The sequence below is a fragment of the Williamsia sp. M5A3_1d genome, from assembly GCF_053345315.1.
In genome coordinates this window covers 371,596-383,196 of the sequence record NZ_JBKEZX010000001.1, presented here as the reverse complement: position 1 = coordinate 383,196, position 11,601 = coordinate 371,596, and the positions used below count along the sequence as shown (strand labels likewise).

Here is an 11,601-nt window from a genome sequence, read left to right as displayed (position 1 = left end):
GGGCGAGGCGTGATCTACTCTGCTCGAAAAGATAGAACACGTTCTAGTTTTCGAGAAGGGTGATCGATGAGCAGCGAGCAGATCGCGAATGCGGTGAAGGCGTATGTGGAGCTGGTCGGATCGGGGACCGCCGAACAGGTCGTCGACCTCTACGCCGAGTCCGCGACGGTGGAGGACCCCATCGGCAGCGACATCAAGTCGACCCGCGAGGCGCTGCTCGAGTTCTACGGCGTCATCGCGCAGCTCGAGCGGTCGACGGAGCTGAAGTGGATGCGCATCGCCGGCGACACCGCGGTGTTCGAGTTCTCGTTGGTGACCGCGGCGGGCGACGCGAAGTTCGAGGTCACGCCGGTCGACATCATGAGATTCGACGACGAGGGCCGCGTCGTCAGCATGCGGGCGGTGTGGGACCCCGCGACCGATCTCAAGCAGATCTGATAGCGCTCATCGACGCCCGGTGGGGCGCAACACGATCTCGGTGGGGTGCGCATCACGCGGCGTCGCGATCGCCTGCGCCACCGCCGCGGCGACGGTCTGCGGCGTGAGGAACCGGGTGGCGTCGTAGTCGCCGCCCTCGATGTCGACGAGTTCGCGCTGCATGTCGGTGTCGATGCGTCCGGGGAACACCGAGGTGACCCTCAGGTCGGGTTCCTCCTCACGCAGCGACTCCGAGAACGCGCGCAGCGCGAACTTGCTCGCCGCGTAGGCGCTCCACCCGGGACGCGCGGTGCGGCCGGCGCCGGAGTTCACGAACACGATGTGTCCGTCAACCTCACGCAGCGCGGGAAGCAGCAACCTCGTGAGCTCCGCCGCGGCGATGAAGTTGACCTCCATGATCCGGCGGTACTCCTCGGCCGGCGTCTCCTCCACCGAGGAGATGCCTCCCACCCCGGCGTTGTGCACGAGGACGTCGAGGGAGGTGATCGCCTCTGTGGCCGCCTCGACCTCGTCGTGGTCGGTCAGCTCCACCGGCCATGTCGACGACCCCTCGAGCTCCACGGCGAGATCGTCGAGTTCGGCCGACGGCCGACCGCCGAGCAACAGGTCGTGGGTGGGCGCGAGGGCACGTGCGATGGCGGCACCCAGGCCGCGGCTCGCACCGGTGATGAGGGCGGTGGGCATGGCCCCACGATAGGCACGACCGTCGAAGGGATGTCTCAGGCGTCGGCGGTCTGCGTGCGCGCCAGCCCGACGACGGCGGTCACGGCCTCGACCGCGACCTCGACGATCTCGCCGACGGGCCGGTTGTCCTCGACGACCAGCGCGGTCATCTCCTCCACCCCGCCGACCAGGAAGCGCGCGGTGTCGACCGACAGCGGGTGGAAGCCGGCGTTGCGCATCTCGTCGGTTGCGCTGAGTCCGATGAGCAGGTTGATGAACTCGTCGCGGGGACGACTCGCCAGCGTGACGGCGGGATCGCCGAGCGACGGCAGTTCGCGCACCCAGCTGCGGATGACGGCGGGGTGTGCGGCCACCGCGGTGAAGTACGCGGTGACGGCCTGCCGGATCTGCTCGTTCCAGTCCGACTGCGGATCGACCGCCGCGGCGACCTCGGCCAGCATCACCGAGTGCACCGACCGGAGCAGCGCGAAGTAGCAGTCGTCGCGGTCACGGAACTCCTCGTAGAACGTGCGGCGGGAGGTGTGCGCCCGCTTCACCACGTCGCCGATCGTGACGTCGCGATACGGCGACGCCGCCAACGCCTCGGCCATGCCGTCCATCAGCCGCCGCCGGTAGCCGGTGCGTCGGGTGTCGGTGGGTTCGGCGTCAGGCGTGACGGTCACAGGAGTCCTCTCGGCGAGCCGCTGGTGGGTCGACGGTGATGATGATCCGCTCCACGCTACCGATGCCGTGGCCTCGAGCGGCGTAGCGCGAACGGTCATGACCTGGCCAGATTGACCAGGAACTCGATGCTGCCGGTCTTCTCGACGGTGACGAAGTCCCCGATCGACGGTGCCTGGACCCCGAAATCGGACCAGGTGACCGGGATCGAGCCCTGCACGATCACCGAGGATCCGGAGCGGGCGACGGCGAGATCGGTGGTGACCGGCCTCTCGACACCCTTGATCGTCATGGTGCCTGTCGCCGGCACCGTGGCGCGCGCACCCGAGGCCGGGACGCCGGAGATGTCGACGGGTCTGGTGACGGTGAATGTCGCGGTGGGATGTGCGGCGGTGTCCATGATGTTCTCCCCGCGGAAACGGTTGTCGCGGGACGAATCCGGGCTCCGGATCGAGGCCACGTCGACGGTGATGGTGCCCGACTCCAGGGTGGTCCCGGTGACGGCGATGCCGCCGGACACCTCGGTCGTGCGTCCGTTGACGGTGATGTTCTCCCCGCGCAGCACCTCGTCGACGCGGTACCCGGCCTGGGTGCGCGCGTCCTCGGTGCTCGGGCCGGCGACCACGTTCCAGTTCCCGGCGACGTCGACGGTCGCGCCCTGGGTCTGTGACGGCAGCGCGAGTTCGGCGTCGGCGTCGGTGACGATCCAGTTCTTGTAGACCCACGGTCCGGCCGCGAACGCGACGATCGCGATCACCACCACGATCCCGGCGGCCCACAGCAGCTTCTTCTTCATCGTGCTCACATCCGTCGTCAGAAGGTGTGGCAAACCTTACCTAAGCAACCTGTGAACGACGTGTGACGAGCGAGGGGTCGACCGGTCGCGCAGAATGGCGAGGTGGCGAACCTCGGCTTCACCCCGACCCAGTTGTCGGCGCGCGCGGCATACCTGTTGCGCGGCAACGACCTGGGCACGATGACGAGCGCCGCCCCGAGGCTCTACCCCCACATGTGGAGTTGGGACGCGGCATTCGTCGCCGTCGGACTGGCACCGCTCAGTGTCGAACGCGCCGTCGTCGAACTCGACACCCTGCTCTCGGCGCAGTGGTCGAACGGGATGATCCCGCACATCGTGTTCGCGAACGGTCGCGACGGCTACTTCCCGGGACCGGCGCGCTGGGAGGTCGCTCGTCTCGCGGAGCACGCGCCGACGACGGCGGACACCTCCGGCATCACCCAACCCCCGGTGCACGCGATCGCAGTTCAGCGCATCCTCGATCAGTCGCGCCGGCGCGGCCGCACCACCCGGCAGGCCGCCAACGAGTTCATCGACCGCCGGTGGGGGAACCTGATGCGGTGGCACCGGTGGCTCGCCCACGCACGGGATCCCCAGGGGCGCGGTCGGATCACGCTGTTCCACGGGTGGGAATCGGGTATGGACAACTCGCCCCGGTGGGATGCGGCCTACGGCAACGTCGTTCCCGGCGCCGATCTCCCGCCGTACACCCGCGCCGACCTGTCGCACGTCGCCGACCTGACGATGCGACCCACCGATCTGGAGTACGACCGCTACCTCTGGCTGGTCGAGCAGATGAAGCGCGTGCGCTACGACGACGCGCTGTTGCCGTCGGTCATGAGTTTCGCCGTCGAGGACGTCTTCGTCAGTGCGATCTTCGCCGTCGCGTGCGACGTGTTGGCCACCATCGGGGAGGACTACTCGAAACCTCGGTCCGACGTCCGCGACCTCCGCGCGTGGGCCGACCGATTCCGTGCCGGCGTCGTCGCGGCGACCAGCGAACGGACCGGCGCCGCGCGCGACTTCGATCTGCGTGCGGGTCGATGGGTCAACACCGAGACGATCGCGTCGTTCGCGCCGCTGCTGTGCGGGGGTCTGCCCCGCGATCGCGAGCGGGCGCTGATGCGGATGTTCGAGGGACCGCGGTTCTGTGGTCATCCGGATCTGAAATACGCCGTCCCACCGAGCAACTCACCGATCGCCGCGGACTTCAAACCGCGCGAGTACTGGCGTGGACCGGTGTGGCCGGTGATGACGTGGCTGTTCTCGTGGGCCTTCGCCCGCCGCGGGTGGCCGGAGAAGTCGGCGCGCCTGCGTGAGGAGGGTCTGCGGCAGGCGCAGGACGGGTCGTTCGCGGAGTACTACGAACCGTTCACCGGCGAGCCACTGGGCAGCATGCAGCAGAGCTGGACCGCGGCCGCGGTGCTCGACTGGCTCGACTGACGCCGATCGCCGAGGCACGAGGGGTGGCGCGACAGGCCCGTGAAGCGTAAAGGAACTTTTACCCGGCATCGCTCGTAGAACTCTCGTGACGATCCTGGGAATCCTCGCCGGCATCGTGGTGGTGCTCATCATCACCGCGTTCACCGGCTACTTCGTCGCGCAGGAGTTCGCCTACATGGCGGTCGACCGGTCGCGCCTCGCCGCCGCCGCGGCTGCCGGCGACCGTGGCGCGCAGCGCGCACTCGGCGTGACCCGCCGCACCTCGTTCATGCTGTCGGGCGCACAGCTCGGCATCACCGTCACCGGACTGCTCGTCGGCTACGTCGCCGAACCGTTGATCGGCGAGGGGGTCGGCGAGCTGCTCGGCGGTATCGGTTTCGGCGCCGCCATCGGAGTCGCGATCGGTACGGTCGTCGCGGTCGTGCTGTCGACCGTGGTGCAGATGCTGTTCGGTGAGTTGTTCCCGAAGAACCTGGCGATCGCTCGACCCGAGCCCGTCGCGAAGTGGCTCGCCCGGTCGACCACGCTGTACCTGTCGATGTTCGGTTGGCTGATCTGGTTGTTCGACCAGTCGTCGAACGTCTTGCTCAAGGTCCTCGGCATCAAGCCGGTACACGATGTCGAGCACTCGGCGACACCGCGCGACCTCGCCCACATCGTCGCCGAATCACGCGCCACCGGCGAACTCGCGCCGGACCTCTCGGCGCTGCTCGACAGGATCCTCGACTTCCCCGGCCGCACAGCGGTCCACGCCATGATCCCGCGCTCCCGGGTGGACACCGTCGCCGCGTCGAACGACGTGTCGACCGTGCTCGCCGCGATGGGCACCGGCCACACCCGGTACCCGGTGATGGGTGACGACCCCGACGACCTAGTCGGTGTGATCACGCTGCACGACCTGCTCGTCGACGAACCCCACGGCGTCGCCGGCGACCACGTGCGCCCCGCGGTGATGGTGCCGACGACGCTGCCGCTGCCCGCGGTGCTCACCGCGCTCGACCAGGCGGACGCCGAGATGGCGATGGTCATCGACGAGTACGGCGGCTTCGCGGGCATCGTCACCGTCGAGGACATCGCCGAGGAGCTGGTCGGTGACATCGCCGACGAGCACGACACCGACACCCCCGTCCAGATCAGCGGGTCGCCGACCGACGGTTGGTCGCTACCCGGCGGGATGCCCATCGACGAGGTGGAGCGCATCATCGGATACCGCCTGCCCGCAGGCGATTACGAGACACTCGCCGGTGCGGCGATCCATGCCGCCGGCGGCTTCCCGGAGTGCGGGAGCACCGTGACCATCGAATTGCTCGGCGACGCCGCCGATCTCGTTCACGAGGACGATCCCCCGGTCCGCGAACTGGCCGTCGCCGTGGTCGCCGTCGAACGGATGGTCCCCGCCCGGGTACACGCCCGGCTGACTGTTCGCGAACGCCCCGCAGGCCTCGACCACACCGACACCATGGAGACGAAGCGATGAGCAATCCCTGGGTTCTCGTCCTCGTCACCGTGGGCCTCATCGCCGCGAGTGCGTTCTTCGTGGCGATCGAGTTCGCGTTGATCGCCGCGCGCCGCAGTCGTCTGGAGGATGCGGCACCCACCAGTCGTGCGGCGCGTGCCGCGCTGCGCAGTGCGTCGGACCTGTCGCTGCTGTTGGCCGGTTCGCAGCTCGGCATCACCGTGTGCACCCTCGCCCTGGGTGCGGTCACGAAACCCGCTGTGCACTATTGGCTCACACCGCAGTTCGAGAGTCTCGGCGCCCCGTTGTGGATCGCCGACGTCATCGGCTTCGTCCTCGCCCTGATCATCGTCACGTTCCTGCACCTGGTGGTCGGCGAGATGGCGCCGAAGTCTTGGGCGATCGCCCACCCGGAGCGCTCGGCGACCCTTCTCGCCATCCCGATGCGAGGCTTCATGTGGGTCTTCCGACCGTTGCTCGTCGCGCTGAACTCGGCCGCGAACTGGTGCCTGCGACGTGTGGGGGTGGAGCCGGTCGACCAGACCGACGGCACCCAGGACACCGACGGCCTGAGACACCTCGTGGAACACTCCGGAACCGTGGGCACCCTCGACGAGCGCTACCACGGCCGCCTGATCAGCGCCCTGGAGATCGAACGCCTCACCGTCGGCGACATCGTCTCCGAGTCCGTCCCGGCCACCGTCGATGTCGGGTCGCCGATGGCCGAGATCCGTTCGGCGGCACACACCACCGGACACCTGCGGCTGCTGGTGTGGGCGGCGGGCAAGATCGTCGGGGTGGTGCACGTCCGCGACGGGCTCACCGCGCCTGAGGGATCGACCGCCGGCGACATCATGCGGTCGCCGCTGTGGGTCGACGCCGACGAGCCGGTACACCAGGTGTTGCGCACCATGCGGGAGTCCCGCACGCATCTCGCGGTGGTGCGGTCGCCCGGTGGTGAGGTGCGCGGGATCGTCACTCTCACCGATGTCGTCGACCGCCTCCTGCCCTCGACGCCGGTCGCCTGAGTAGTTCCCCCGATTCGCGGGACCGCGAGGTCGGGCATCGTCATCGACATGGAGATTTCCGTGGAGTTGCGCACAGTGCGTCGTGTCCTGGCCTGGGTCGCGGTGGTGGCGGGATGGACCGCTCTGGCCTACCCCTTCGTGGCGATCGGGTTCTTCTTCGCGGCGGACACCAGCTGCGACGGCGGAGAACTGCACGCATCTGCCGACGGGGTCTGGTGGGAGGTCATGACGGTCTCGGTGTGGGCGAGCCCGTTCCTCGTGGTGGCGGGGCTCAGGCGGACGGTCGTGACGATCGGTGCAGCCGTGCTCGCCGTGGCCGCGGCCGCCGGCATGGTGGCCTGGGTCGCCACGAGCCCGGGTCAGTTCTGTTTCTAGCTCGAACCCGTCAGCGCAGCAGTGCGCGAGCCATCACCACTCGCTGGATCTGGTTGGTGCCCTCGTAGATCTGGGTGATCTTGGCGTCACGCATCATCCGCTCCACCGGGAAGTCGCGGGTGTAGCCCGCGCCGCCGAACAGCTGGACGGCGTTGGTGGTGACCTCCATGGCGACGTCGGAGGCGAAACACTTCGACGCCGACGCCTGGAAGGCCAACGCCGACTCGCCCCGTTCGGCGCGGGCGGCGGCGGAATAGACCAGCAGACGCGCGGCCTCGATCTTCATCGCCATGTCGGCGATCATGAACTCGACACCCTGGAACTGCGAGATCGACTTCCCGAACTGCTTGCGGCCCTTGACGTAGTCGATGGTGGCGTCGAGTGCGCCCTGCGCGATGCCGACGGCCTGCGCGCCGATGGTGGGACGCGTGTGGTCGAGCGTGGTGAGCGCGGTCTTGAACCCGGTGCCCGGTTCGCCGATGATCCGGTCGCCCGGGATGCGGCACTTCTCGAAGTAGATCTCGGCGGTGGGCGATCCGTGCAGGCCCATCTTGCGCTCCTTCGGACCGACCACGAATCCCTCGTCGTCCTTGTGCACCATGAACGAGGAGATGCCGTTGGCGCCCTTCTCGGGATCGGTCACCGCCATCACCGTGTACCAGGTGGCCTTGCCGCCGTTGGTGATCCAGCATTTCGCGCCGTCGATCACCCAGCCGTCACCGTCGGCGCGGGCCCGGGTCCGCATGGCTGCGGCGTCGCTCCCGGCCTCGCGTTCGGACAGTGCGTAGGCGGCGACGGCCTCGCCTGCCGCGATGTCGGGGAGAACCTGCTTCTTGAGGTCGTCGGAGCCGCGCAGGATGAGGCCCGTGGTCCCCAGCTTGTTCGCGATGGGGATCATCGACGAGGCGGCACACACGCGAGCGACCTCTTCGATCGCGATGCACACCGCGACGCCGTCGGCGCCCTGCCCGCCGAACTCGTCGGGGACGTGGAGCGCCGAGAAACCCGCCGCGCTCAGTGCCGCGAGAGCCTCGTCGGGATAGCGAGAATCCTCGTCGACCTCGGCCGCATGCGGCGCGATCTGCTTCTCGGACAGATCCCGGATGGCCTCGCGCAGCGCGACGTGTTCCTCGGGGAGTGCGAACAGGTCGAAGTCGGTGGTGGTCATGTCAGGCTGCCCCTCGGGTCTGGGATCCCGACCACGAGCGATCGGTTAATCGATGTTAACCGGATGCGGCGGGGCGCGGCGCCGCGCGGCCCCGGTCGCGGATCACACGCCGATCTTGCCGCCGGTCTTCCACACCGCCACCACCGACGGTCGCGGTTGGGCGGAGCCGCCGTCGGGCCAGTTCGACGCGGGTGCGTCGGCGCTGGCGTCGTCGGTCTCGCCCGGGTGCTGCACGCACACGATGATCCGGTCGGAGGTGATGATCGGCCCGCACGTCTCGGCACCCTTGGGCACCGTGAGGAACTGCTTCGTCTCGCCGCGATTCGCTCCCTCGAGTGCGACCGCGAACAGCCCGTCGTTGCTCTTCAACGCGTTGCCGTCGGTCGAGATCCACAGGTTGCCGTGGGGGTCGAAGGCGACGTTGTCGGGGCACGAGATAGGACTGACCTTTGTCTTGTCGAACCCGCCGTAGTAGGTGTCGGCCTCGGCCGGGTCGCCACACACCAGCAGCAGTTCCCATGTGAACGCGGTGCCGGCATGGTCGTCGGTGAACTCGATGACCTGACCGTTCTTGTTCTCGTTGCGCGGGTTGGCCTCATCGGCCCCGGCCTTGCCCCCGGTGCCGCGCTTGGTGTTGTTGGTCAACGCGCAGTACACCTTCCCGGTCTTCGGATGCGGTTCGATGTCCTCGGGGCGGTCCATCTTCGTGGCCCCGGCTCTGTCGGCGGCGATGCGGGTGAACACGGCGACCTCGGCCGCGGTCATGCCGTCGATCCTCGACTCCGACGTGCCGTCGTCGTTCACCGTGAGGAGGGCGATCCAGGTGCCGGATCCGGCGAACTTCCCGTCGGCGGGGGGCTTGCCCGACCCGTCGATGTCCTGCGGTGAGTCGCCGGTCAGCTTGGCGACGTAGAGGGTGCCGACCTCGAGGATCCGCATGTTGTCGCGCATCGCGGAATTGCCGTTGCCCGAACGGATCTTGCGGCTCGACACGAACTTGTAGATGTACTCGAAGCGCTCGTCGTCGCCGGTGTAGGCGACCACGGTGCCGTCGGAGGTGACGAAGATGTTCGCCGACTCGTGCTTGAGGCGCCCCATGGAGGAGTGCTTGATCGGGGTCGACGACGGGTCGTGCGGGTTCACCTCCACGATGTAGCCGAATCGGTTGGCCTCGTTGGGGTTCTTCGACAGGTCGAAGCGCTCCTCGTAGCGACCCCACTGGTGGTAGTCGGACTCGTCGGCGAAGCTGTAGCGGTCGAGTCGCTCCTTGGTGGCGGAGTCGGTGATGCCGTCGGCGCCGGCGAAGTAGTTGTTGTAGTTCTCCTCGCCGGAGAGCATGGTGCCCCACGGGGTGAGCCCGCCCGAACAGTTCGCGATCGTTCCCAGGATGGTGGTCCCGGCCGGGTCGGCGGAGGTCTTGACGAAGTCGCTTCCCGCCGCCGGACCGGTGAGCGTGAACGGCGTCATCGCGGTGATGCGTCGATTGCGTTCGCCGACAACCGGTGTCAGCTTGCCGCTGCCCGATTCGGCGGCGACCTCGACCACGGTGATCCCGTGCGCGGCCATCGAGACCCGCGCCTGGTTCTCGGTCGGGTTCTTCGCCGTGTAACCGGCGAACATGAACTCCTCGGTGGTGTACTCCTGGTTGCACACCAGGTAGAACCGGTCGGGTTGACCGTCTATCGCGATGAGGCCGGCGAAGTCGTTGTTGAAACCGAACTGCTTCTCCTGCGCCTCCGGGGTCTGGGCGGCGAAGTCGAAGGCGGGCGCGCCGGGGATCACCGGGTCGCCCCAGCGGATCACCACCGACTGTTCGTAACCCTCGGGGATCACGACGGCGTCCTTCGTGTTCGGTGCGACGGCCGCGAAGTTCATGCCGTCGCCCGTGCCGGTCCCGGTGACCGGTGGTGTCGAGGGGGTGGCCGTGGATGACCCGCCGTCGTCACCACAGGCCGCGAGCGCCGACGCCGCACCGATACCGATGGCGGCGGTCGCCGTCCCCTTCAGGATCGATCGCCGCGACACCATCGAGCGGACGACGTCACCGAAGTACTCGTTGTCGCTGGTGTTGCCCGGCTCCTGCCAGCACGCCTCGCCGCACTTGTACTTGCACGTGACGTGCGCGCGGCTCGACGAGCCTGGCCTGTCGGAGGCAGGGGTGAACAGGGGCAGCGCGATACGGACCACGGAGATTCTCCCAGGGCTGTGGGGTGGGACGGACGAACGCTACGCAGCCGAGGTAAAGGGTTCCCGTTGTGTGGGTAAATGGTTGGCAAAGTGCCTGGCGACGGCCTCAGCGGCAGTCGGCGGGGGCGTCCTGGCAGTGCGGTGTGGCGCCGGGGAAGTACTGCCGGTGGGTGGCGACCCAGCGGTAGGCCGCCTCCTGGACCTGGTGCACACCGGGGATCCGGTAGACGCGCAACGGGATGGACGTCCCGACGGCCGCCGCGACCGCGGCGTTGGCCGCGTGCGCGGCGGAGTACACGGTGCCGTCGTCGCCGAGCCACCACACCGACTCCATCAGCGCTTCGGGGGAGGCCCCGACACGCTCGGCGGTACCCGGCGACTGCAGCGGTTCGGTGCGCACCCTCCCCGTCCTGTTGAGACGGACGAGGAGATCCCGGGCACGCGTGCACATACCGCAGTCCCCGTCGAAGTAGAGGACACCCGGTGTGGGCCTCACGTCAGGGAGTCGCGCCAGCGGCAGAGTTCGGCAACCGGGGCGAGCTCGTAGTCGGGTCCGCCGATACCGACGGTGAAGAACGTGACGCCCTCGGCGTGCAACTGCTCGGCCCGCTCGACGACACCCTTGAGGCCTTCGGCCAGAGCGGCCTTCGCGTCGAACTCGACGCCGGCGGAGTGCTCGATCTCGGCCGGGTCGCGCCCGATGTCGGCGCAGTGCGCCTCGAGCACGCCCGACTTGTGGCGGTAGGACTCCGGATCGACGAAGTAGTGCCAGGTGTGGGCGTAGCGCGCGACGTGCTTGAGCGTCTTCTTCTCACCGCCGCCGCCGATGAGGATGGGGATCTCGCGGGTGGGCGCCGGGTTCAGCTTCGACCACCGGTCGACGATGCGGGGCAGGGCCTCGCCGAGGGCGTCCAAACGTGAACCGGCCGTGCCGAACTCGTAGCCGTACTCGGTGTAGTCGCGTTCGAACCACCCCGACCCGATGCCCAGGATGAGTCGGCCGCCGGAGATGTGGTCGACCGTGCGCGCCATGTCGGCGAGCAGTTCGGGGTTGCGGTAGCTGTTGCAGGTGACCAGCGCGCCGATCTCGATGTTCGAGGTCTGCTCGGCCCACGCGGCGAGCATCGTCCAGCACTCGAGATGGGAACCGTCGGGGTCGCCGTAGAGCGGGAAGAAGTGATCCCAGTTGAAGGCGACATCGACCCCGACGTCCTCGGCACGGCGGACCGCGTCGCGGATCTGGGAGTAGTCGCTGAAGTGTTGCGGCTGGAGCTGGACACCGATGCGCACCTTGTTGGCCATGCTCCAGTCATACCGGCTCGCGCATCCGCGCGCCGCCGATCGCTCGCTCCCGTGCAACCGACGA

General features: G+C 68.4%; 12 protein-coding genes. 5 read left to right on the top strand and 7 right to left on the bottom strand.

Features of this window, described 5'->3' with window-relative positions:
- Nucleotides 1-66 precede the first annotated feature (66 nt).
- Nucleotides 67-438 (top strand): nuclear transport factor 2 family protein, encoded by a 372-nt coding sequence (locus ACLBW1_RS01935; protein ID WP_447809761.1) that lies wholly within the window; start codon nucleotides 67-69, stop codon nucleotides 436-438.
- Between the two features lie 6 nt (nucleotides 439-444).
- Here the strand turns inward: ACLBW1_RS01935 and ACLBW1_RS01930 are convergent, their stop codons facing one another.
- The 3 genes from ACLBW1_RS01930 to ACLBW1_RS01920 form a co-directional block, all read right to left on the bottom strand.
- Nucleotides 445-1,122 (bottom strand): SDR family oxidoreductase, encoded by a 678-nt coding sequence (locus tag ACLBW1_RS01930; protein ID WP_447809760.1) that lies wholly within the window; start codon nucleotides 1,120-1,122, stop codon nucleotides 445-447.
- 35 nt (nucleotides 1,123-1,157) lie between these two features.
- The gene (locus tag ACLBW1_RS01925) at nucleotides 1,158-1,784 is read right to left on the bottom strand and encodes a TetR/AcrR family transcriptional regulator (RefSeq protein ID WP_447809759.1); all 627 of its coding nucleotides are present in this window, start codon (nucleotides 1,782-1,784) and stop codon (nucleotides 1,158-1,160) included.
- Between the two features lie 95 nt (nucleotides 1,785-1,879).
- The gene (locus tag ACLBW1_RS01920; RefSeq protein ID WP_447809758.1) at nucleotides 1,880-2,578 is read right to left on the bottom strand and encodes a YceI family protein; all 699 of its coding nucleotides are present in this window, start codon (nucleotides 2,576-2,578) and stop codon (nucleotides 1,880-1,882) included.
- A 102-nt stretch (nucleotides 2,579-2,680) separates the two neighbouring features.
- Between ACLBW1_RS01920 and ggh the strand changes: the two genes are divergently transcribed.
- From ggh to ACLBW1_RS01900, 4 genes are all read left to right on the top strand, one after another.
- Complete coding sequence (gene ggh / locus ACLBW1_RS01915; RefSeq protein WP_447809757.1) at nucleotides 2,681-4,021, top strand: glucosylglycerate hydrolase; 1,341 nt, start codon at nucleotides 2,681-2,683, stop codon at nucleotides 4,019-4,021.
- A gap of 85 nt (nucleotides 4,022-4,106) precedes the next feature.
- The gene (locus ACLBW1_RS01910) at nucleotides 4,107-5,498 is read left to right on the top strand and encodes a hemolysin family protein (protein WP_447809756.1); all 1,392 of its coding nucleotides are present in this window, start codon (nucleotides 4,107-4,109) and stop codon (nucleotides 5,496-5,498) included.
- Nucleotides 5,495-6,505 (top strand): hemolysin family protein, encoded by a 1,011-nt coding sequence (locus ACLBW1_RS01905; protein WP_447809755.1) that lies wholly within the window; start codon nucleotides 5,495-5,497, stop codon nucleotides 6,503-6,505. Before ACLBW1_RS01910 ends, ACLBW1_RS01905 begins: the two co-directional genes overlap by 4 nt.
- Before the next feature lie 48 nt (nucleotides 6,506-6,553).
- Nucleotides 6,554-6,880: a hypothetical protein gene (locus tag ACLBW1_RS01900; RefSeq protein ID WP_447809754.1), complete on the top strand. Its 327-nt coding sequence runs from the start codon at nucleotides 6,554-6,556 to the stop codon at nucleotides 6,878-6,880.
- Nucleotides 6,881-6,890: 10 nt separating this feature from the next.
- On the opposite strand, the gene ACLBW1_RS01895 is transcribed toward ACLBW1_RS01900, so the two are convergent.
- The 4 genes from ACLBW1_RS01895 to ACLBW1_RS01880 form a co-directional block, all read right to left on the bottom strand.
- On the bottom strand, nucleotides 6,891-8,048 hold the full coding sequence (locus tag ACLBW1_RS01895) for an acyl-CoA dehydrogenase family protein (RefSeq protein ID WP_447809753.1): 1,158 nt from the start codon (nucleotides 8,046-8,048) through the stop codon (nucleotides 6,891-6,893).
- Between the two features lie 102 nt (nucleotides 8,049-8,150).
- The gene (locus tag ACLBW1_RS01890; protein WP_447809751.1) at nucleotides 8,151-10,235 is read right to left on the bottom strand and encodes a PhoX family protein; all 2,085 of its coding nucleotides are present in this window, start codon (nucleotides 10,233-10,235) and stop codon (nucleotides 8,151-8,153) included.
- Between the two features lie 106 nt (nucleotides 10,236-10,341).
- A complete protein-coding gene (locus ACLBW1_RS01885) occupies nucleotides 10,342-10,731 on the bottom strand; it encodes a thiol-disulfide oxidoreductase DCC family protein (RefSeq protein ID WP_447809750.1) in 390 nt (129 codons plus the stop codon).
- Nucleotides 10,728-11,537, bottom strand: a complete 810-nt coding sequence (locus ACLBW1_RS01880; RefSeq protein WP_447809749.1) for an LLM class F420-dependent oxidoreductase — start codon at nucleotides 11,535-11,537, stop codon at nucleotides 10,728-10,730. The genes ACLBW1_RS01885 and ACLBW1_RS01880 overlap by 4 nt, the downstream gene beginning before the upstream one ends.
- Nucleotides 11,538-11,601: the final 64 nt, after the last annotated feature.

Coding starts and splice junctions, on each gene's coding strand:
- ACLBW1_RS01935 (WP_447809761.1), top strand. CDS start 67: ATGAGCAGCGAGCAGATCGCGAATGCGGTGAAGGCGTATGTGGAGCTG.
- ACLBW1_RS01930 (WP_447809760.1), bottom strand. CDS start 1,122: ATGCCCACCGCCCTCATCACCGGTGCGAGCCGCGGCCTGGGTGCCGCC.
- ACLBW1_RS01920 (WP_447809758.1), bottom strand. CDS start 2,578: ATGAAGAAGAAGCTGCTGTGGGCCGCCGGGATCGTGGTGGTGATCGCG.
- ACLBW1_RS01905 (WP_447809755.1), top strand. CDS start 5,495: ATGAGCAATCCCTGGGTTCTCGTCCTCGTCACCGTGGGCCTCATCGCC.
- ACLBW1_RS01900 (WP_447809754.1), top strand. CDS start 6,554: ATGGAGATTTCCGTGGAGTTGCGCACAGTGCGTCGTGTCCTGGCCTGG.
- ACLBW1_RS01895 (WP_447809753.1), bottom strand. CDS start 8,048: ATGACCACCACCGACTTCGACCTGTTCGCACTCCCCGAGGAACACGTC.
- ACLBW1_RS01880 (WP_447809749.1), bottom strand. CDS start 11,537: ATGGCCAACAAGGTGCGCATCGGTGTCCAGCTCCAGCCGCAACACTTC.